Genomic DNA, 18487 nt, shown 5'->3' on the forward strand with positions numbered 1-18487 from the left:
AGAGTCCAATCATGAAGCTTTCCGGAGGCGTGGAGTGGTCACTCCACTGCTGCGTGGTTCTGAGCCAGTCCGAAGGGCCGGTACCCACAGCCAGACTCGCCGAACTTCACGGGGTGTCGAAGACATACCTGGCGAAGCATCTGCGAGCGCTCGCGCACGCCGGTCTGGTCAATCCGACCGAGGGCCGAGACGGCGGGTACGTTCTCACCCGGGCTCCCGAGAAGATCACCGTTCTCGACGTCGTACAGGCCGTTGACGGCACCGAACCTGCGTTCCGGTGCACGGAGATTCGACAGCAAGGAATCCTCGCCGCCCCACCGGAACAGTGCCGTTCCGCCTGCGGAATCGCCAAGGTCATGGCCGACGCCGAAAAAGCCTGGCGCGCATCACTGTCGGGGGTCACTATTGCAGATCTTGCTGCAACCCTGGACCTTCCGGCACTCAGAAAGATCCTGACCACACCGATCACACCCTAGAGCAGCCCACACCCCACGAGACGGCAATCCATCGTTCAACTATCGGGTACCTTGTTCGGGGATCAAATCTTGACGAAGAATCTTCCGGGAATTTTCGCAAGATCTCGGAGGGGGTTTCATGGGAGTCAGTGGCGCTGCGGGGTTGGGGCAGAACATTCGTCAAACAACGGGACTGTTGAGTCGCTGGTGGTCTCTTGCGTACGACGGCGAATGGTTCCCGAGGTTCCTGGCTGCTCGATCGATGTTGGGGACAGCCAGGGTGGTCGTCACCTTTTGGTGTGCTGTGTTCGTGGCACTCGCCGTACTGGCTCAATTCGTGAAGGGTGGCGCAACCGAGCTCCCTGAACGGCTCGCGGCGGGCGCAGCATGCATGATCGCGCTCTACTGCATGATTCGCTGGTCACTCGGTCGGTCTTGGCCGAGTCACCATCAATCCGTTCGTTTCGTTTCGCTCACCAATATCTGCTTGTCCTTGATACTTCTCGCCGGAATCCATTCGAGCTTCCTGGCATTGACCGGCACCGTTCTGTTCGTGGTCGTCGCGAACTATTCGTCGGTATTCCACAGCCCTCGAATAGTCACCGCACAGATCACCGGTGCGCTGTTCGTCGTTGCGCTACTGACAATTCGAGCTGTAACCGATCCGGATACCGACTCTTCGCTGTCGGTGTCCACTGGATTCGTCATCGGGTGTGTTATCGCTTCAGCCTCGATGACCGTGCATTTCCTCGTCCTGTATTTGACCGACGACGCACGACACTCTTGGCGTGATCCACTCACCGCTGCCCTGAATCGACGTGGGCTGCACAATGTCTGGCAACAGTTGTTCGGTGTCGGCGAACTCCAAGGACACGTAGTCCTTGCGGTGGTGATCGATGTCGATTCGTTCAAGAGCGTCAACGACAAACTGGGTCACGCGGAAGGCGATCGGATGCTGGTGACAGTCGGCCGGCGCCTGAACTCGGTGGTCGGAGAGGTCGGGCTGGTGGCGCGGACTGGCGGCGACGAGTTCGTGATTCTCATGCCCGTGGAGCCACGTCGCATCGAACAAACCGTGGTGGACATTCACAATTCGATATCGCGGCCCGCCGGCCGGCAGTCGATTTCCGTGAGCGTCGGAGCCAGCGTGTGGCTGTCCTCGACAATCCCGGACGCTTCGGGAACCATCGATCGGATTCTTGCCGACGCCGATAACGCGATGTATCGGGCGAAACGACGAGGTGGAGACCAGGTAGCTTGGGCAGTAACGCATCTGAGCTGAATCGACACGATTACCTGTCGATCGAATTCAGAGCGCCGCTTCGCTGTCGTTCGCCGGATCCAGCTGATCCTGGGTTGCCGCCCAACTCGCCAGGAGTTTGAGTGCGTCAGCCGTGGGCGTCCCCGGCGCCGCGGTGTAGACCAGCAGTGTCAGCCCGGGATTGGACGGCAGTTCCATCGCCTCGAAGTTCAGCTCCAGGTCGCCGACGACGGGGTGACGAACCTTCTTGAATCCCGTCCGATGAAAGCGCACATTGTGTTTCGCCCACCGGGTGCGGAATACCTCACTGCGAGTGGCAAGTTCACCGATGAGCTCGGTCAGCGCCCTGTCATGGGGATTGCGCCCCGCTTCCGAGCGGAGCATCGCGGCGATGTCGTCTGCCGCGCGCTCCCAATCCACGAAGAAGTCCTGCGATGCCGGGTCCAGGTACACGAAGCGGGCGTTGTTCGCTGGCCTACGTGGATCGGCCAACACCGGCGAATACAACGCGCGCGCCATACGATTGGCCGCCAGCATGTCGTGCCTGGCATTACGTACCCACGCCGGTGCGTCGGTGATGGCGTCGAGTATCTGCTGAATCGCCGGGCTCACGCCCTTGGGGGCGGGACGCTTTCTACTCGGTGCGCCTGCACTGGCGGCCTTCGCGAGGTCGTACAAATGGGCAGTTTCGGCTTCGTCGAGTTGCAGTGCTCGGGAAAGACTTTCGAGCACCGAGTCCGACGCTCCCGCCAAATTTCCGCGTTCCATGCGCACGTAGTAGTCGATGCTCACACCGGCGAGCAGAGCGACTTCCTCACGGCGCAACCCCTTGACGCGACGGTTTCCGCCGTAAGCCGGGAGCCCTGCCTGCTCGGGTGTGATGCGAGCACGACGGGAGCTGAGGAATTCGCGGATCTCGGCTCGGTTGTCCATGCAGTTCACGTTACTCGAGCGGCGAAGACCGAGGGAGGTACTGCCGTTACCTGGAACAACAGACACTCCCGCGCCCGCGAGGCGCGGCGTTGACTGATAGCAGTCGACCGGTCCACGCCGAAACGTCGACTTCGAAGCACGCGACACCAGAAGCAAGAGGGGACACCATGCGAGCAACCATCATGTACGGCGCCGGAGACGTTCGAGTCGAAACCGTGCCCGATCCGGCACTGCAGCAGCCGGCGGACGCGATCGTACGGGTCGTCAGGGCGTGCGTTTGCGGCTCTGACCTGCACCCTTACCACAACATGCCGGCCACGCCCGGTGGTTCCCCGATGGGCCACGAATTTGTCGGAGTGGTCGAAGAGACCGGTCGCGAGGTGTCCACGTTGAAGAAGGGCGACTTCGTCATCGCCCCCTTCGCCTGGTCCGACGGGACGTGCGACTTCTGCCGCGAAGGCTTGCAGACGTCTTGCCGACACGGTGGATTCTGGGCCGGAAACGGGATCGGAGGCGGTCAGGCAGAGGCCATCCGAGTGCCGTTGGCAGACGGCACCCTGGTCAAGGCGCCGGTCGGTGAGGATTCCGAACTCCTACCGTCACTGCTCACACTCTCCGACGTCTTCGGCACCGGCTATCACGCGGCGGTCAAGGGTGGCGTCAACCAACGCACTACGGTCACGGTCATCGGCGATGGAGCCGTGGGGCTGATGGCAGTGCTCTCCGCCAAACGCCTCGGCGCCGAGCGCATCATCCTCATGGGGCGCCACAAGACCCGCACGGATCTCGGTCTCGAGTTCGGAGCCACCGACGTGGTTGCCGAACGTGGAGACGAGGGCATCGAGAAAGTCCGCGAACTGACCGGAGGCGACGGCACTCATGTCGTCCTCGAAGCGGTAGGTCACATGCCTGCCTACGAGCAGTCGCTCGGAGTTGTCCGACCGGGCGGCGTCATCAGCCGAGTCGGGGTACCACAATACGAAGAAGCTCCAATCGGATTCGGGACACTCTTCGGACCCAACATCACACTCACCGGTGGACCGGCCCCGGTGCGCGCGTACATCGAAGAGCTGATGCCGGATGTGCTCGATGGAAAGATCGAGCCGGGCAAGGTCTTCGACCACACCGTCGGACTCGACGACGTAGCGGAAGGCTACCGAGCCATGGACTCCCGTGAATCGTTGAAGGTCCTCGTCCGCCCGTAGTCCACCACTTGCGAAAGTCCACCACTTGCGAAGAAGAAGCGCGTGACCCACACTGCCAACCGTCCCGTTGCCGGTCGCATCAATTCCACCGCGATCCTGGCGATCATTCTGATCAGCTATTTCATGATCCTGCTCGACAATTCGATCATCTTCACCGGGCTACCCAGCATCCAAAGCAGCATGGGTTACTCGGCAACCGGGTTGTCCTGGGTCCAGGACGCCTACACCCTGGTGTTCGGCGGGCTTCTCCTGCTGGGTGCTCGTCTCGGGGACATCTTCGGCCGTCGTCGCGTATTCGTGGCCGGTCTCGCGATTTTCGCGATTGCGTCGTTTCTCGTCGGGGTCGCGCCGAACGGTTGGTGGCTCATCGCAGTGCGCGCTCTCCAAGGCGTCGGAGCCGCAGTGGTGGCCCCGGCGTCGCTGTCACTGCTGACCGCCAGCTTCCCGCCCGGCCCGGAGCGAACGCGCGCTGTTGCCTGGTACGGCGCTGCTGCGGGAATAGGCGCCAGCCTCGGACTCGTGATCGGCGGCGCCCTTGCCGACTGGGTGTCTTGGCGCGCAGGCTTTTTCATCAACGTTCCGATCGGTATCGCGATGATCGCTCTCGCTCCCCGGTTCATTCCGGAAACCGAGCCCCACTCCGGACGTTTCGATGTGGCCGGCGCTGTTCTCGCCACACTCGGGATGACCGCGATCGTCTTCGGCACCGTCAACTCGGCCGAAGCGGGGTGGACCTCACCGATCACCGTTGCGACACTGGCGGCCGGGGCGATACTACTGACCTTGCTCTTCCTCAACGAAGCGAGAGCGGAGCAGCCGATCATGCCACTGAGGTTGTTCCGTAGCCGGGAGCGATCCGGGGCGTACGCCGCCCGAATGCTCTATCTGGGTGCCATGATCGGATTCTTCTACTTCACGACTCAGCTACTCCAAGGCGTCATGGGCTTCAGCGCGTTCCAAGCAGGCATCGCCTTCTTCCCGATGACGATCGTCAATTTTGCTGTGGCGATGCTTATTCCGCGACTGACACCGCGATTCGGAAATTCCGCAATTCTGTCGGTTGGCATTGCCGTCACCCTGGCCGGGATGGCGTGGCTCAGTCTGGTCCATCCCGGCAGCACGTACCTCACTGCGATAGCACTTCCGATGATCTTGATCGGCGCCGGACAGGGGTTGGCTTTCGCCCCACTGACTTCTGCTGGCATCTCCGGGGTACAGGCCGAATATGCCGGTGCCGCATCAGGATTGGTCAACACTGCACATCAACTGGGCAGTGCCCTCGGACTCGGCATCCTCGTCGCAGTCTCCGCGGGCGCCGGATCCTCTGCCGACGACGCTACAACGGCACTCACCGATCACGTATCAACGGCTCTCACCGCAGGCACCGCCCTGCTCGCCGCTTGTCTCGTCATCGTCCTCGCACTGATCGTCCCGGCTACGAGAACGCGAAGTACCGCAAAGCAATTCGACCAGGAGAAAGGAAGCCGAGATGTCGCACTCGTGGACCGAGGCTGAACTGACCAAGATCGGCGACGCCGAGGAGTTGCAGGTCTCCTCGTACCGCCGAGACGGAACCGCAAGGCCGTACGTCACGATTTGGGTTGTCCGTACCGACAACCAACTGTACGTTCGCTCGGCCTACGGAACCGACAACCCGTGGTTCGTCCGAGCAACGGCAAGTGGAACGGGCCGAATCCGAGCAGGAGGAATCGAGCGGGACGTGGCGTTCGAGTCCGCCGCACCGGATGCCCACTCGTCGATCGACTCCGCCTATCACACCAAGTACGACCGCTACGGCCCGCAGATCGTCGGCTCCGTCACCGGCCGCGCCGCCGCACCCAACACCATTCGACTTGTTCCGCTGACGCAGAACTGAACCGCCCCTTTCGATTCCGAGGAGACCTCATGGAAATCTTGAAGCCCCAGCCCACCAGCAAAGCACCCAGCGACTGGTTCACCGGCGACGTCTGGTGGGACGTCATCTACGCCGGACAGGAGCCGTCGAGGATGCGCGCCAACATGGTTCGCTTTGCACCGTGCGCGCGAACCGACTGGCATTCCCACGCCCTCGGACAGACCCTCCACATCGTCTCCGGGACCGCGCTGGTTCAAGCTCGCGGCGGCGAGATCGTCGAAGTTCATCCGGGCGAGACCATCTATACCCCGGCAGGAGAGGAACACTGGCACGGCGCAGCACCCGACCGTTTCATGACCCACCTTGCGCTGTGGGAAGGACCCGGCGGCGGAAGCACCGAAACTACATGGGGCGACAAAGTCACCGATGAGGAATACGGCGGTCCCCGCGCCAGACGTCGTTGAGACCGGACACCTCTCAGATACGGCGCATCACGGAAACAACTTTGCCCAGGATGACCGCGCGATCGCCGTCGATGACGCTGTACGCGGGATTGCGAGGCTCGAGGTACACGTGACCGTCGCGACGCCGGAGCACCTTCACCGTGGCCTCGCCGTCGATCATCGCGGCGACGATCTCACCGGAATGAGCTTCGTCCTGGCGGCGCACCACGACGACGTCACCGTCACAGATCGCTGCGTCGACCATCGACTCACCACGCACCCGAAGTCCGAACACCGTGCCGGAGCCGACGAGCTCACGAGGAAGCGCAAGCACCTCGTCGGCGTGCTCCTCCGCGAGGATCGGCGCGCCGGCCGCGATGTCACCGACGACCGGAACCGTCACCGTATTCGACGACGACTGTTCCTTCGCGCCTACGAGGAACGGCCGCACGTCCAACTGCCGAGCCATGGCCGCTCCCCTACGGAGGAAGCCCTTCTCCTCGAGACTCTTGAGGTGCTTGGACACCGTCGACGTCGAGCGCAGACCAACCGCGTCTCCGATCTGCCGCGTGCTCGGCGTGCACCCGTTGGCAGCCACGAGATCCCGGATGGTCATCAGAATCTGCTGCTGGCGGAGCGGCAGGGAGGAGGCGTCGAGGCCACCGAACATGTAGAGATCGTCGTAATCGGTCACGATGAGAATCGTAGTGAGGGGTCCCGACATCCAGGCCAGGCAGTCGGAGTCTGCCAGAAACGGCACAGGCAGTTTGTTTCCCGAGCGGCGCATGGCACGCTGAGCTGATGGAGCCTCTCGAACCGATGCGCCCGGTCAGTGTTCCCGCCGACACCCATAAGTCGACGCCGATCTGGAAGTCGGCACCGGTCACTTTGGGAACGGTGGGTGTGTTTGCCTACGCATTGATGTCCGCGAGAACCGGCGTCGTCGAAGTTGCACTTGGCGCGGCGATCGCGATCGCCGGCGCCGCCCTCTACTGCATGTCAGTGATGCGCACGATCAGAGAAAACTCGTGCAGCCGCGTACCTCTGCTCGGAACCCCACCCGTCTCGCCCCGTGACGTCGACCTGCTCGCCGGGGCCGGGATGCCCTTGATCATGGGCGGATCGTTGCTGGCCATACGAGCAGCGGGATGGACCTGGCCATATCTCTATCTCGGACTGCTCGCCGTGATCATGGTCGCTACCTATGTTCTTCCCGTGGTGGTGCACAACCGACGATTACGGAAGCGAACTCACCGATCGCAAACCCCGTGACGCGGGTACGTCGACGCAACATCTCCAGCACATTCTCCGACGTCCCCACTGGTACGACCGGTCCATCCCCCGGTGGAGCCGACTATGCGCTGGCGACCTTGCTATCAGGCACGACAGCAATATCGACCTTGCTGAACTGCAGCACACCGTCTTCGATCTCGGCGTCGTGCATCAGCTTGCGGTCGCGGTAGTAATTGTTGACCACTTTCCACGCACCGCGGGCACCCTGACGCGGCATCTCTCCGTCGCCGCGCTGGATGTAGCCCGAGGTCAGGGCTCCGCCCATGAGAGATTCTTCGGCGAAGTCCTCAGGTTCGGCGTGAACCTCGAAAGTCGTGTAGTCGCGCTTACGCATGATCTTGAGTACGCGACACAGATAGGACGCGGCCAGGTCGGCCTTGAGCGTCCAGGATGCGTTGGTGTAGCCGAGGATCATCAGGAAGTTCGGGATGTCGGAGTAGAGCACGCTCTTGTAGGCGACCGTCTCGTTGAGCTTGACGGGCTCGCCGTCGATGCTCATGGTCGCCCCGCCCAGGATCTGTACGTTCAAGCCGGTCGCCGTGACGATGACGTCGGCCTCGATTTCGCGGCCCGACTCGGTCACGATGCCCTTCTCGGTGAACGTGGCGATACGGTCGGTGACGATGTCGGCCTTGCCGCTCTTGAGCACCTTGAACAGGTCCCCGTTGGGAACCACGCACAGGCGCTGATCCCACGGGTTGTAGTTGGGGGTGAAGTGACGCAGGTCCACGTTCTTGCCGAGTTGCAAGCGGATCTGGGTGAGGAACAGCTTCTTCGCCAGCTTCGGATTGGTGCGTGAGAGCTGAAAGCTGGCGCGTTGCAGTGCGATATTGCGGGCTCGACCGATCTTGTAAGCGATCTGATCGGGAACGCGTGCAAGCTTGAGACCCTTGGCCACAGGGTCCTCGGACGGTAACGCCTGGATCCACGTGGGCGAGCGCTGCAGCATGGTGACGTGACCGGCAGTGGGGGCCATCGACGGGATCAGGGTGATCGCGGTGGCACCGGAACCGATGACCACTACCTTCTTTCCGGTGTAATCGAGATCCTCCGGCCAGTGCTGCGGGTGCACGATCTGACCGCGGAAGTCGTCCTCACCGGGGAAGGCGGGGCGGTATCCCTTGTCGTAGTTGTAATAACCACAGGCGCCGACGAGGACGTTCGCGGTCCACGTCTCGGTCTCCCCCGTCGCCTCGACCAGGACGGTCACGGACCACTGTGCAGTCGCGCGATCGAAGTCCATTGCCACGACCTTGCGGCCGAAGTTGATGTGGTCGGTGACGCCGTATTCCTTGGCGGTTTCCTCGACGTAGTCACGGATACTGGCGCCGTCTGCGAGCACTTTGGTTCCGATCCACGGACGGAAACCGAATCCGAAGGTGAGCATGTCGGAATCCGATCGGATGCCGGGATACTTGAACAGGTCCCAGGTGCCACCGATGTTCTCGCGGCGTTCGAGGATCGCGTAAGTACTTCCGGTCTGCTCACGAATGAGGTGGCAAGCCGCGCCGATTCCGGACAAGCCAGCGCCGATGATCAGTACGTCGACATGCTGTGTCATGAGGAAACTCGTTTCGTCGGTCGTCGCGAAGCTACTTCTGGCGTCGGCAGTGACCGAGAACGATCGGCCGGTTCAGGCCGGGTTCCCTAAGGTCAGCGCCAATGAACAGGGTATGTGCAACTGACGGTAACAGTCAATATCTCGACCCGGCCGCGCACGGAACATTGAGGCGCGACGCACCGGCCTCGCGGAACTCGATCGAGACGCCTGAATGCCTCGAGACACCGGAGAGTTGTTCACGTCGTCGACGGAACGCCCAATGACTCGTCTACACGGGATACTCATCGCCCAAATATTCAGCGCCCCAGCATAATTCGAAGGTCCATGATCAGGTGTCGAACGCGCGAGTTTCCATGGGAAGACGGGCAACTGCGATATCGCCGTAACCTTCGTGCGCATCAGCGGAAAGGTCACTGCGATAGCTAACCTGCTGACGAAACCACGCTGAAAGCAACGGTTTTGGTTTCGCAGCGAAGAGAGCGGGCGGAGCGGACCTCCACCGGAGATGTAGTCGCTATGACACTCTCCAGCACAGTCACCGTGTACACCACTCATAGCAATCGAGGGTTCGCCAATGCAATCGCTGCCGGAATCAGCGCCAGGGCTTATTCCGAGCCACAAACCGCAGACATGAGCCTGTTAAGGCATCACACCAGCGATCACGGTAGAGCGCTCGTTCTCCTACCACTCGGGGGCGTCGATTGGCAGGTGAAGGAGCTCTCCGCGCTCGAGGGATCGGTCCTGGTCGGCGATCTCAGTAGCGGCAACTCCATGATTCGGGGGCTCGCAGCGGGCGCCCACGCCGTGCTCAACTCTCAACTGCCATTCACATCCCTGCTCGATGAGCTGCAGGCCGCGATCAACCCCAACTCCGCTCGGTCTGCACACGACAAGTCCTCGCTCGTACAACGCATCCGGTTGCGCACCGAAGAATTCGCACGAATCAGCAGTCTCACCGATCGCGAGTTCGAGATCGTGGGCCTTCTCTACGGAGGCTCGAATGTCGACTCGATTGCTCGAACCGCCCACATCGCACCGACCACGGTTCGCGCCCACATCCGAAGCATCCTGCAAAAACTGGGGGTGCATTCCCAGCTGGAGGCATGCGCGATGCTCCGCCGCTCTGGTCACGACGCACGCAGACACCCACTGGAACTTCGGATCGGACGCTTCTAGCAGGAAGTGCCCCAGACACACTCGCCGAGATGGGGTGCCGCCCCTGATCGAACTCGACCTTCGAAAAGATCGTCAATTTTGACGATTCGATGACGCGCCCGGACGTCGAATATTAGGTCCTACACGACACCGAAGACACGAGTGAACATCGAAAGGTGCATTCAATCAATGGAATACACACGCACAGTGCCGCGGCATCTCGTCCACAGACATGCTGTTGCCGAGGTTTTCTTGACGGACTACCGGATCGAATCGGACTCGGCGTACCAGGTTGCTGTGCAACTCCCGGTCTCGCACCGGATATTCGACGTATCGAGCGAGCAACACGATCCGCTCGGGGTGGCAGAAGCATTTCGACAGGCAGTGGTGCTTCTGTGCCACACCCGATACGAGATTCCACTGCACTACAAGTTCCTCATGGAAACGTTCAGCTTCGAGATGCTGGACGCGCTCGACGTGCAATCAGTCGCGGAGCCGTTGAGTTTCTCGATGACAGTGGACAACCTCACTCATCGCGACGGAGCGGTTTCGGGGGTCGAAGTGTCGGGGATCCTCAGCGAGGGCAACCGGCACGTCGCCAGATGCAACGCTGTTGCGCGAGGAGTCAGCCCCGAGGGATACCGTCGAATTCGGCAAGGACGAGAAGACCACCGCCCGAGCCGACGCATCCTTCCTTCCGGAGCCGCGGTGGTCGGATCGGAGCGAGTCGGACGCCTAACCGATGGAGATGTGCTCATCAGCACTGATCCTGCTCGGCACGCGATGTTCTGCGCTCCCGATCCACGCAACCACTCCCTTTTCGACCACCCCGTCGACCACATCCCAGGAATGATACTTTTCGAGGCCGCCCGACAAGCGCTCCGATTTCACATCGGCAACCCAGCAACAAAGATCGCCTCACTCTCGGCGGTCTTTCCGAGGTTCACTGAATGGGAAACGCCGTGCGAGGTGTCAACGATCCCCCTTGACGCGTCGGGCCATGTGCACCGAGTTCGGTTCACTCAAGAACTGGAAACCACCGCTGAACTCGAAATTACAGTTGCGGACCAATCATGAGAGGGAACGAACACGTTCTTCTCGTCGCGTCTTCCACGTCAAGCGCTCGGTGGTTCCCACTCTCTCGGTGCAAGCGCCGCCAGTTGCATGACGTGCGCCAACTTGTCCTCGCGGACGATCGTTGGCAGCACCAGGTTCCACATCTGACTCAACCGCTCGTACAGATCGGTTCTGCCCGTCAGCATTTCCGAGAGAATCTGCACTCCGGTGAACGACCCCACCACAAATCGAGCCAACGCGTCGATATCGGTGCCCGGGACGATATCGCCGGCTTCGGCCGCTTGGGTTGCCACCTGCTTGATAGCCTCGATCCAATCGAGGTACGGCTGTTCGATGGGGCCTTGAATACTGCCGATCTCCATCGTCAACCGCATGCCACCTCGCGCGATGGGCTCGGTCACAAGCTGCCGAGCCATCTCCTGCGAAACGAGCACCAGGGTTTCGACCGCGATGTCGGAGTGCGCAGCAACCCGCCGGGTACCCTCCATCGCCATACCGTGCTGCGCTGCGATGACCGCGTGCGCAAGCTCCTCCTTGGACGCGAAATGAAAATACATCGCCCCCTTCGACACACCCCCGTGCTGCAAGATCGTGCCCAAACTGGCGGAGTACCCGAACTTCTCGAAGCTCTTCGCAGCACCCAAAATGACGGCCTGGCGCGTCAGGACAGCACGCTCCTGCATGATCTACCCAGCTCTCGTTGCCGACGGAATGAATCTCAACGATACGTCGAAAGAGCCCGCAGCAACGCTCTCGACACGGACACACCGTGACGACTCTGGTACTCGGGGCCACTGGTTTCATCGGCTCCGCAGTGATGAAACAGCTGGTTTCCCGCGACGGAAACGCTGCAATCGGTTTCGTTCGCACGGCCACCGCAGCCAAACAGTTCGGCCGCGTCGGAATTGCCACCGCGATCGGCGACATCAACGAAAGTGCTTCTCTACGAGTTGCAATGAGTCAGGCGTCGACCGTCATCTGCTGCGTGTCGTACGTGGGCGACGACGAACAACAGTGCATTCACGTCAACCAACACGGCGTACAGAACGTTGCGTCGATGGCCGCCGCCGTCGGCGTCGAACGCTTGCTCTACGTCAGTACCGCGGCCGTGTACGGGCCGGGACCGTTTCGAGACTTGCCGGTCAACGGCGCACCTCTCAGCCCCTTCTCACCTGCCAGTCGCACGCGCGCTCTCGCCGAGAAGTTCGTGCGCGACGCCGGAGGCCTGGTCGTCCGGCCGCATCTTGTGTACGGACCCGGCGACAGATGGTTTCTTCCGACACTGACGCGAATTGTCTCTCGCCTCGACTCGATCATCGACGGCGGTAGCGCTGTCCTGTCGGTAGTCGACGTAGACCTACTCGCCCGATCCATCTACGAGTTGTCGATAGAACAGCAATTTCGCTACGGCTCAACACTTCACGTCAACGAGCCTGTCCCGCGGACAGTCATCGACCTTCTCGAGCAACATGCACGAGAGACCAACTGGACTCTGCCCCAGAACTCTATCCCCCGCGCCGACGCGGTGAAAGCTGCTGCCCAGCTGAGTCTCGACATGCACCAGATCGACATGATCAGCCTCGATCACTGGTTCCGGTCGAGACTGTACTGATGGCACACGGATCACTCTCGCCAAAATACCTGTCTCCCAACCTTTTCAGCCCTCTCTATTGTTCAGCCTCAGCAATCAATAGGACCTATTTCGCAGTCACTACAGGCGAACAGAGAGAGCTCTGATCGACGAAAACCACGGCTGCACAAAGACGGCAGTGATCGCGCACACCCAAGAAGCGGCGTTCACGCAACTGGCAGCAGCCTGGGGCTCCCTTCCGTCCGCCTTCGCCGCCGAATGCAGTGTGTGGCGATCATGTCGTGCGCGACGAAACGGCCAGGAGCTCTGACATCACGGGAGAAGGCTCTCCATCTCACTGACCTCGGCTACCGTCATCTGAACCAGAAAACGGGAGAACAGATGCTCACTGCGGATATTTTGCTGTCGGGACCGCGCGGGCGACGGATGCTGCTCGCGTATGCGATCGACGCCGAACGCGCCCTGCGGCCCGAGCCAGGCGACGGCATGTTCCGCATCAGCGCTCACCGGGCGGCTTATCACCTCGACGTCAGGCAAGGCACCTCCCGAGTGTTGTTCGGCCCGGGCGCCGAAGAGGCCCGGCGGACAATAGTCACCGCCGAGGATGTGGCGCGTAGCCTCTCGGAAATCTCGCTCCCCGACGTCACCGCCGTCGATCTACGCTCCGCCCTCGCAGAAGCCGTCGATGCGGCACGCTACTGGCAGGAACCCGACGGAGAAGACGTCCTCGTCGCCACCGAGGTTATGCAAGATGAGCTTCGACGCGTCGCGGAGCACATTGCCGGATCCGAACAGGCGCAATGGTGGAGCAGCCCGCTTGCCGCGCCCGACCAATGGTCGATCATGAGCCGAGGTGAGGAATCTCCAGACACACGCGAGGTGCCTGCTGCGCAACAACTCCTCAGCGAGTGGCGCACGAGCACCCTGGAATCGGAAGCAAGAGCTGAACGTGACCGCCCGGTGGATCCCGCGGCGAACTGGTCAGGTTATTGGTGGTCGAATCCACCCACTCAGGGTTCGACGAGGGCGCTGTTCGACGGGACTCCGGCGGGCTTGTGGTTCGTCGAAGACAGCATGGGATGGGAGCGGGTCGTCGTGCGAGCATTGCGGCCACCGACTGGCGCACGCATCTACGAGATCGACAGCGCGCAAGCCTGGTCGGAGCTGTGCAGACGGTTCCCGCTCGAGGTCACCGCAGAAACGCGGCAGGTTTGGTACCGGACGACCGGCCGATCAGGCAGGTGGGTCATCCCGGACTGGGTGCAGGTCGCGGAAAGATTTGAGGGAGTGCACCTTACCGTGACGGGATACCTCGCGGCGGCAGGAACCGCGATCGAGGTCGATGCCGACACGGCGAGCGTCATCGCGGGTTGGGCACCCGACGAAACATACTGGTTCACCGATGCTGCCACCTACATCTCCGAGCCGTGTGTTTGGGTGCTGCACGACGGCCCGGAAGTGACCGACCAGCCCGCGTGGACGCTGGAATCGCAGCAATGACCCGCACGTGAGGGCCTGCTAGGTATGAGGTTCCGCGAGGAATCGATCGCAGTTGCCCTCCGAGTCGAGTCAACTGCCCCGTGCGCGGTCGGCAGGAGCACTCACGTGCACGCAGACATGCAGAAGGGCGATACCCGCCCAGGCCGATCCGAACCCGAGTGCCCTAGATCACAAAGGTAAACCTATCCACAAATCGCCAAATGTCCTACATTTGACTCATGCCGGATCCCCGTATCGCACCCACCGCACGCAACATCCCACTTTCAGTGCAGATCGCGGAACAGCTGCGGTCCCAAATCACCTCCGGTCACTGGGAACTAGGACAGAAGATCCCAGGCGAGCATCAACTTGTCGAAATGACCGGCGCGAGCCGCAATACGGTCCGGGAGGCCATTCGCGGCCTCGTCCATGCCGGCCTCCTCGAAGCGCGCCCGGGAGACGGAACCTACGTCTGCGCGAGCTCAGAACTCGAGATTGCGCTCCAACGACGCGCAGCGGCGGAGAACGTGCTCGAAATCTTCGAAGCCCGTGAAGCTTTGGAGCTCTACGCCGCCCGACTCGCAGCCGAACGAGCCCTGCCCGAAGACATCGACCGAATGACTCGGGCTTTGGATGGCCGAGACGCTGAGCCCGACGTCGCCAAATCCGTCGAGTACGACCTCGACTTCCACCTGGAGATGTTCGCAGCGAGCGGGAACCAACTGATCACGGACATCTACCGCAGTCTCGATCGCTCTGACACCATGAGCATCCCACAAGGTAAGTCCGACAAGGAGACTCGACAGCTGTTCATCGGACCTTGGACCGACGACGACCCACACCGGCAGCTGCTTGCGGCCATCCGTGACCGCGATCCGGACGGCGCAGCCGCCGCAGTGGTCCGACTGATGGACCACAGCCGATCCCTCTTTCTGCAAAACATGCCGAAGTAGCTGACACACAAGAGGTTCAGCGCACAGACAATCTCAGAAGGGCACACCTATGGCTAACGTCATCTCCGACACCGAAAACGTGGCGTCTGCCCCGAGCGCGATACCGATAATGCGCCGAGGACTCGTTATCGCTGGCATTCTTCTCATCGCAGCCAATCTTCGAGCCTCAATCACAGTCGTCGGCCCGCTACTCGGTGAGGTACGCACCGATCTCGATATCTCGTCGACAACAGCATCAGCGCTGATCAGCCTTCCACTGCTGTGCTTCGCAGTGTTCTCCCCCGTTGCCCCGGTCATCGCAGCTCGGTGGGGAATGGAACGGACACTCGCAGCAGCACTCGGCATGCTCGCCTTAGCGATCGTGATCCGCTCTGTTCCGTGGATGCCTGCGCTGTGGATCGGTACCGTATCGCTCGGCATGTCCATCGCAACAATGAACGTTCTACTGCCGGCGCTCCTCAAACGAGACTTCCCGACCGAAGCCGGCCGTTTGACCGGCATCTTCTCGGCGGTCTCTGCAGCCGTCGCCGCAACCGCATCCGGACTTGCCGTGCCGATCGCCGGTCTCACCGATCACGGTTGGCGGATCGCATTCGGAATCTGGGCTGCTATGGCTCTCATAGGATTTGGGGTGTTCCTTCCCCAACTTCGCCGACGCACGCTTCCGAAACACGATCATGCTGCGGCTTTGGATTCCCATCCAGGCGGCCATCGCTCCCCCTGGCGCTCAGCACTCGGGTGGCAGATCACAATATTCATGGGCGTCCAATCTCTCTTCTTCTACACCGTTCTGACATGGTGGCCCACCATTGAAGAATCACACGGCACTACCGCGGCTACCGCCGGACTGCATCAAGGCATCATGCAAATATTCTCGATCGTCGGCAGCCTCCTCACAGCAGTGCTCCTGCACAAACTGCCCAAGGATCAGAGAGGAGCCGTCCTCGGGCTGGTGTCGGTCGCCGCAGTGGCAGTTCTCGGCCAACTCCTCCTCCCCTCCTGGGCCCTGCTGTGGAATGCATTCCTCGGCATCGGCATCGGCGGATCGATTGTCATTGCCTTGTCCTTCTTCGCAATACGCACTGTCAATCACGGTCAAGCAGCGGCACTCTCGGGTATGGCACAGTCCGTCGGATACCTTCTGGCCGCCACCGGTCCCCTCGTTTTCGGTGCACTGCACGACGCCATCGATTCCTGGACGACTCCTCTGATCGCGTTGCTGGTGCTGCTGGCCGTGCAACTCGTCTTCGGCTCCCTCGCCGGCCGCAACAAGACACTGGGATAAGCGAATCACGGTCGCCTCGAATCCACCCACCAACCTCCCCAGACCCGTGCCGCGACCCGAACTGTCGTCGACGTGCCGAGGTCCGAGGATGTCGACGAGACAGCGGGGCTCCCTCAACGGCCTACCGAATTGCACCCGGCCCATCCCCGACTGATGGATCGGAGCCGGAAGTCGATAATGAGGGCATGAACGAGACACAACCCCACAACCTCGAACGAGAGCGCTGGCGCACGCTGCCAACTCCACCGTCGACCGAGTTGATCGAGATGGTCGGGGACGGACCTTCGAGCGCAGACTTCGACCCTGCTGCACCAGTGGCACAGCAGGGGTGAGACAGTCACGACATTCCGGTATCCCGCAGGGTGATGTTCAGCCGCCCGGACGGCAGACCTATGTCGGGACTTGCACTTCCCGCAATAACTTTCGGCACTCCGTGATATGCGAACCGAGACTCTCCACCGAAGACGAAAAGATCACCCGAATGGAGTTCGACGTCGGTGTACGGCTTGTTCCGGTTCTCGGAATTCCCGAATCGAAAGACACAACTCTGCCCGACACTCAGTGAGACGACGGGAGCGTCGCAGCGCTCGTCCTTGTCCTGGTGCATGCCCATCCGAGCGCCCTCGTCGTAGAAATTGATCAGCGCGGTGTCCGGCGTGTACCGCTCCCCCGCAGTCGGATCATCATAGGCAGCGGCAACTGCGGCCCGGCCGATGTCGACGAGCCAGTCAGGCACCGCTGCGACAGGCGCACCGTTCACGTCGTCGGCGGTGCGCGTGTACTTGTACGGCTGCCAATGCCAACCGAGACAGACTGTTTGCACCGACATCTTGTGCCCACCAGGGACAACAGCGGAGCGCATCGGTACGGGTGCGGTCGCCCACCGTCGGCACTCGGCCACCAAGAAGCGTTGCTGTTCGACGCTGAGCCAATCCGGAACGAGGATCGCCCCCGGCGCCACTTCCAATCGTGGCCGAGGAATCAGAGCGTTCATGGTTTCCACGCTAATCGGTTTCGAAGCATTGACACCCTCGGCATGGGCTCGTATCGTAATCAACAGGTTGGTTGATAAAGGAGATGGTTGACAAGTGATCGTGGATCCAGGGGCAGACGAGCGTCTCGACAAAGCGTTCATGGCACTTGCCGACCCGGTACGACGGCGGATCATCGCCCGCCTGAGCACCGGCCCCCAAACGGTCAACGAGTTGGCCGAGCCATTCGAGATCACGAAACAGGCCATCTCCAAACATATTCAGGTACTCGAAGCCGCGGGTTTGGTCACTCGCAGCCGCGAAGCCCAGAGGCGGCCGGTACATCTCAACGCCGCAACTCTCGAGGCTTTGACCGCCTGGATCGACCGCTATCGACTGATCCACGAACAACAGTTCCGCAAGCTCGATCACCTACTCAGCACCACACAGAAGGAGACTTAACCATGGCTACCACCAATCCCGTCACCATCACGGCTCCTGAGGGCGTGCCGTACATCGACATCACCCGCGAATTCGACGCACCCGTCAGTGCCGTCTTCGCAGCTCATTCGAATCCCGATCTGGTCAAGCAGTGGCTCGGCCCCAACGGATACGAGATGGAGATCGACGAATACGAGTTCGTGAGCGGCGGTCGATACAAGTACGTCCATCGCAACCCCGAGGGCGAAGAGTTCCGGTTCAACGGTGTATTTCACGTTGTTCGCGAGAACGACTTTGCCATCCAGACCTTCGAATACGAGGGATTTCCCGACGTCGTCAGCATCGAATCGATCACGTTCGAGGATCTGGGCAATGGACGCACCCGCCTCTCCGGCCATTCCGTATATCCGAGCCTCGAAGCGCGAGACGGAATGATCGAGAGCAATATGGAGCTCGGCGTCACCGAAGGTTACGAACGCCTGGACAAGATCGTCGCGCAACTCTGACCACCTGTTTGCCCGAACCTCCT

Annotated in this window: 21 protein-coding genes; 16 read left to right on the forward strand and 5 right to left on the reverse strand. The window is 61.3% G+C overall.

All coding sequences use genetic code 11. The features are described 5' to 3' along the window. Positions 1 to 11: 11 nt before the first annotated feature. The gene (locus M0639_RS26110; protein ID WP_039973110.1) at positions 12 to 476 is read left to right on the forward strand and encodes an RrF2 family transcriptional regulator; all 465 of its coding nucleotides are present in this window, start codon (positions 12 to 14) and stop codon (positions 474 to 476) included. A gap of 118 nt (positions 477 to 594) precedes the next feature. Then, positions 595 to 1737, forward strand: a complete 1143-nt coding sequence (locus tag M0639_RS26115; RefSeq protein ID WP_007729732.1) for a GGDEF domain-containing protein — start codon at positions 595 to 597, stop codon at positions 1735 to 1737. Between the two features lie 27 nt (positions 1738 to 1764). Here M0639_RS26115 and M0639_RS26120 read toward each other — a convergent pair whose 3' ends face one another. Continuing rightward, positions 1765 to 2649, reverse strand: a complete 885-nt coding sequence (locus M0639_RS26120; protein ID WP_064073862.1) for a helix-turn-helix transcriptional regulator — start codon at positions 2647 to 2649, stop codon at positions 1765 to 1767. A gap of 167 nt (positions 2650 to 2816) precedes the next feature. Between M0639_RS26120 and M0639_RS26125 the strand changes: the two genes are divergently transcribed. The 4 genes from M0639_RS26125 to M0639_RS26140 are packed head-to-tail and all read left to right on the forward strand — an operon-like array spanning position 2817 to position 6173. Next, entirely contained in the window at positions 2817 to 3854 is a 1038-nt protein-coding gene (locus M0639_RS26125) for a zinc-dependent alcohol dehydrogenase family protein (protein WP_063315610.1), read from the forward strand. 42 nt (positions 3855 to 3896) lie between these two features. Beyond that, on the forward strand, positions 3897 to 5369 hold the full coding sequence (locus M0639_RS26130) for an MFS transporter (protein WP_064073861.1): 1473 nt from the start codon (positions 3897 to 3899) through the stop codon (positions 5367 to 5369). Continuing rightward, positions 5344 to 5730: a DUF2255 family protein gene (locus tag M0639_RS26135; protein ID WP_007729735.1), complete on the forward strand. Its 387-nt coding sequence runs from the start codon at positions 5344 to 5346 to the stop codon at positions 5728 to 5730. Before M0639_RS26130 ends, M0639_RS26135 begins: the two co-directional genes overlap by 26 nt. 29 nt (positions 5731 to 5759) lie before the next feature. Then, positions 5760 to 6173: a (R)-mandelonitrile lyase gene (locus M0639_RS26140; protein WP_064073860.1), complete on the forward strand. Its 414-nt coding sequence runs from the start codon at positions 5760 to 5762 to the stop codon at positions 6171 to 6173. A 13-nt stretch (positions 6174 to 6186) separates the two neighbouring features. On the opposite strand, the gene lexA is transcribed toward M0639_RS26140, so the two are convergent. After that, a complete protein-coding gene (gene lexA, locus M0639_RS26145) occupies positions 6187 to 6876 on the reverse strand; it encodes a transcriptional repressor LexA (protein WP_197486155.1) in 690 nt (229 codons plus the stop codon). A gap of 77 nt (positions 6877 to 6953) precedes the next feature. On the opposite strand from lexA, the gene M0639_RS26150 reads away from it, so the two are divergent. Next, positions 6954 to 7424, forward strand: a complete 471-nt coding sequence (locus M0639_RS26150) for a hypothetical protein (RefSeq protein WP_054781331.1) — start codon at positions 6954 to 6956, stop codon at positions 7422 to 7424. 82 nt (positions 7425 to 7506) lie between these two features. Here the strand turns inward: M0639_RS26150 and M0639_RS26155 are convergent, their stop codons facing one another. Next, entirely contained in the window at positions 7507 to 9006 is a 1500-nt protein-coding gene (locus M0639_RS26155; protein ID WP_003940522.1) for a flavin-containing monooxygenase, read from the reverse strand. Positions 9007 to 9522: 516 nt separating this feature from the next. Between M0639_RS26155 and M0639_RS26160 the strand changes: the two genes are divergently transcribed. Next, entirely contained in the window at positions 9523 to 10182 is a 660-nt protein-coding gene (locus M0639_RS26160; protein ID WP_047271918.1) for a helix-turn-helix transcriptional regulator, read from the forward strand. A 168-nt stretch (positions 10183 to 10350) separates the two neighbouring features. Further along, entirely contained in the window at positions 10351 to 11238 is an 888-nt protein-coding gene (locus M0639_RS26165) for a ScbA/BarX family gamma-butyrolactone biosynthesis protein (protein ID WP_021331802.1), read from the forward strand. A 38-nt stretch (positions 11239 to 11276) separates the two neighbouring features. Here M0639_RS26165 and M0639_RS26170 read toward each other — a convergent pair whose 3' ends face one another. Next, positions 11277 to 11921, reverse strand: a complete 645-nt coding sequence (locus M0639_RS26170) for a ScbR family autoregulator-binding transcription factor (protein ID WP_007729741.1) — start codon at positions 11919 to 11921, stop codon at positions 11277 to 11279. A gap of 86 nt (positions 11922 to 12007) precedes the next feature. Here M0639_RS26170 and M0639_RS26175 point away from each other — a divergent pair, with 86 nt between their 5' ends. From M0639_RS26175 to M0639_RS26195, 5 genes are all read left to right on the forward strand, one after another. Continuing rightward, the gene (locus M0639_RS26175) at positions 12008 to 12850 is read left to right on the forward strand and encodes an NAD-dependent epimerase/dehydratase family protein (protein ID WP_064073859.1); all 843 of its coding nucleotides are present in this window, start codon (positions 12008 to 12010) and stop codon (positions 12848 to 12850) included. A 360-nt stretch (positions 12851 to 13210) separates the two neighbouring features. Next, a complete protein-coding gene (locus M0639_RS26180; protein WP_064073905.1) occupies positions 13211 to 14329 on the forward strand; it encodes a hypothetical protein in 1119 nt (372 codons plus the stop codon). Between the two features lie 218 nt (positions 14330 to 14547). Then, positions 14548 to 15261, forward strand: a complete 714-nt coding sequence (locus M0639_RS26185; RefSeq protein ID WP_054800661.1) for a FadR/GntR family transcriptional regulator — start codon at positions 14548 to 14550, stop codon at positions 15259 to 15261. Between the two features lie 49 nt (positions 15262 to 15310). Further along, complete coding sequence (locus tag M0639_RS26190) at positions 15311 to 16546, forward strand: CynX/NimT family MFS transporter (protein WP_064073858.1); 1236 nt, start codon at positions 15311 to 15313, stop codon at positions 16544 to 16546. Positions 16547 to 16731: 185 nt separating this feature from the next. Beyond that, positions 16732 to 16878: a hypothetical protein gene (locus M0639_RS26195; RefSeq protein ID WP_020723613.1), complete on the forward strand. Its 147-nt coding sequence runs from the start codon at positions 16732 to 16734 to the stop codon at positions 16876 to 16878. A 5-nt stretch (positions 16879 to 16883) separates the two neighbouring features. Here M0639_RS26195 and M0639_RS26200 read toward each other — a convergent pair whose 3' ends face one another. Continuing rightward, positions 16884 to 17540, reverse strand: coding sequence for an alpha-ketoglutarate-dependent dioxygenase AlkB family protein (locus tag M0639_RS26200; RefSeq protein WP_064073904.1), 657 nt, complete (start codon positions 17538 to 17540; stop codon positions 16884 to 16886). 94 nt (positions 17541 to 17634) lie between these two features. Here M0639_RS26200 and M0639_RS26205 point away from each other — a divergent pair, with 94 nt between their 5' ends. After that, entirely contained in the window at positions 17635 to 17979 is a 345-nt protein-coding gene (locus M0639_RS26205; RefSeq protein ID WP_003939956.1) for an ArsR/SmtB family transcription factor, read from the forward strand. Between the two features lie 2 nt (positions 17980 to 17981). Next, positions 17982 to 18464 carry an SRPBCC family protein gene (locus M0639_RS26210; protein WP_003940319.1) on the forward strand — a complete coding sequence of 161 codons (483 nt, stop codon included), beginning with the start codon at positions 17982 to 17984 and terminating at the stop codon, positions 18462 to 18464. Positions 18465 to 18487 lie beyond the last annotated feature (23 nt).

The sequence above is a fragment of the Rhodococcus qingshengii JCM 15477 genome (assembly GCF_023221595.1).
Taxonomy (GTDB): domain Bacteria; phylum Actinomycetota; class Actinomycetes; order Mycobacteriales; family Mycobacteriaceae; genus Rhodococcus_F; species Rhodococcus_F qingshengii.

What these genes read in the sequence shown, in the direction of transcription:
- M0639_RS26110 (WP_039973110.1), top strand. Translation starts at nt 12, where the DNA reads ATGAAGCTTTCCGGAGGCGTGGAGTGGTCACTCCACTGCTGCGTGGTT.
- M0639_RS26115 (WP_007729732.1), top strand. Translation starts at nt 595, where the DNA reads ATGGGAGTCAGTGGCGCTGCGGGGTTGGGGCAGAACATTCGTCAAACA.
- M0639_RS26120 (WP_064073862.1), bottom strand. Translation starts at nt 2,649, where the DNA reads ATGGACAACCGAGCCGAGATCCGCGAATTCCTCAGCTCCCGTCGTGCT.
- M0639_RS26125 (WP_063315610.1), top strand. Translation starts at nt 2,817, where the DNA reads ATGCGAGCAACCATCATGTACGGCGCCGGAGACGTTCGAGTCGAAACC.
- M0639_RS26135 (WP_007729735.1), top strand. Translation starts at nt 5,344, where the DNA reads ATGTCGCACTCGTGGACCGAGGCTGAACTGACCAAGATCGGCGACGCC.
- M0639_RS26140 (WP_064073860.1), top strand. Translation starts at nt 5,760, where the DNA reads ATGGAAATCTTGAAGCCCCAGCCCACCAGCAAAGCACCCAGCGACTGG.
- lexA (WP_197486155.1), bottom strand. Translation starts at nt 6,876, where the DNA reads ATGTCGGGACCCCTCACTACGATTCTCATCGTGACCGATTACGACGAT.
- M0639_RS26150 (WP_054781331.1), top strand. Translation starts at nt 6,954, where the DNA reads ATGGAGCCTCTCGAACCGATGCGCCCGGTCAGTGTTCCCGCCGACACC.
- M0639_RS26155 (WP_003940522.1), bottom strand. Translation starts at nt 9,006, where the DNA reads ATGACACAGCATGTCGACGTACTGATCATCGGCGCTGGCTTGTCCGGA.
- M0639_RS26160 (WP_047271918.1), top strand. Translation starts at nt 9,523, where the DNA reads ATGACACTCTCCAGCACAGTCACCGTGTACACCACTCATAGCAATCGA.
- M0639_RS26165 (WP_021331802.1), top strand. Translation starts at nt 10,351, where the DNA reads ATGGAATACACACGCACAGTGCCGCGGCATCTCGTCCACAGACATGCT.
- M0639_RS26170 (WP_007729741.1), bottom strand. Translation starts at nt 11,921, where the DNA reads ATGCAGGAGCGTGCTGTCCTGACGCGCCAGGCCGTCATTTTGGGTGCT.
- M0639_RS26180 (WP_064073905.1), top strand. Translation starts at nt 13,211, where the DNA reads ATGCTCACTGCGGATATTTTGCTGTCGGGACCGCGCGGGCGACGGATG.
- M0639_RS26185 (WP_054800661.1), top strand. Translation starts at nt 14,548, where the DNA reads ATGCCGGATCCCCGTATCGCACCCACCGCACGCAACATCCCACTTTCA.
- M0639_RS26190 (WP_064073858.1), top strand. Translation starts at nt 15,311, where the DNA reads ATGGCTAACGTCATCTCCGACACCGAAAACGTGGCGTCTGCCCCGAGC.
- M0639_RS26195 (WP_020723613.1), top strand. Translation starts at nt 16,732, where the DNA reads ATGAACGAGACACAACCCCACAACCTCGAACGAGAGCGCTGGCGCACG.
- M0639_RS26200 (WP_064073904.1), bottom strand. Translation starts at nt 17,540, where the DNA reads ATGAACGCTCTGATTCCTCGGCCACGATTGGAAGTGGCGCCGGGGGCG.
- M0639_RS26210 (WP_003940319.1), top strand. Translation starts at nt 17,982, where the DNA reads ATGGCTACCACCAATCCCGTCACCATCACGGCTCCTGAGGGCGTGCCG.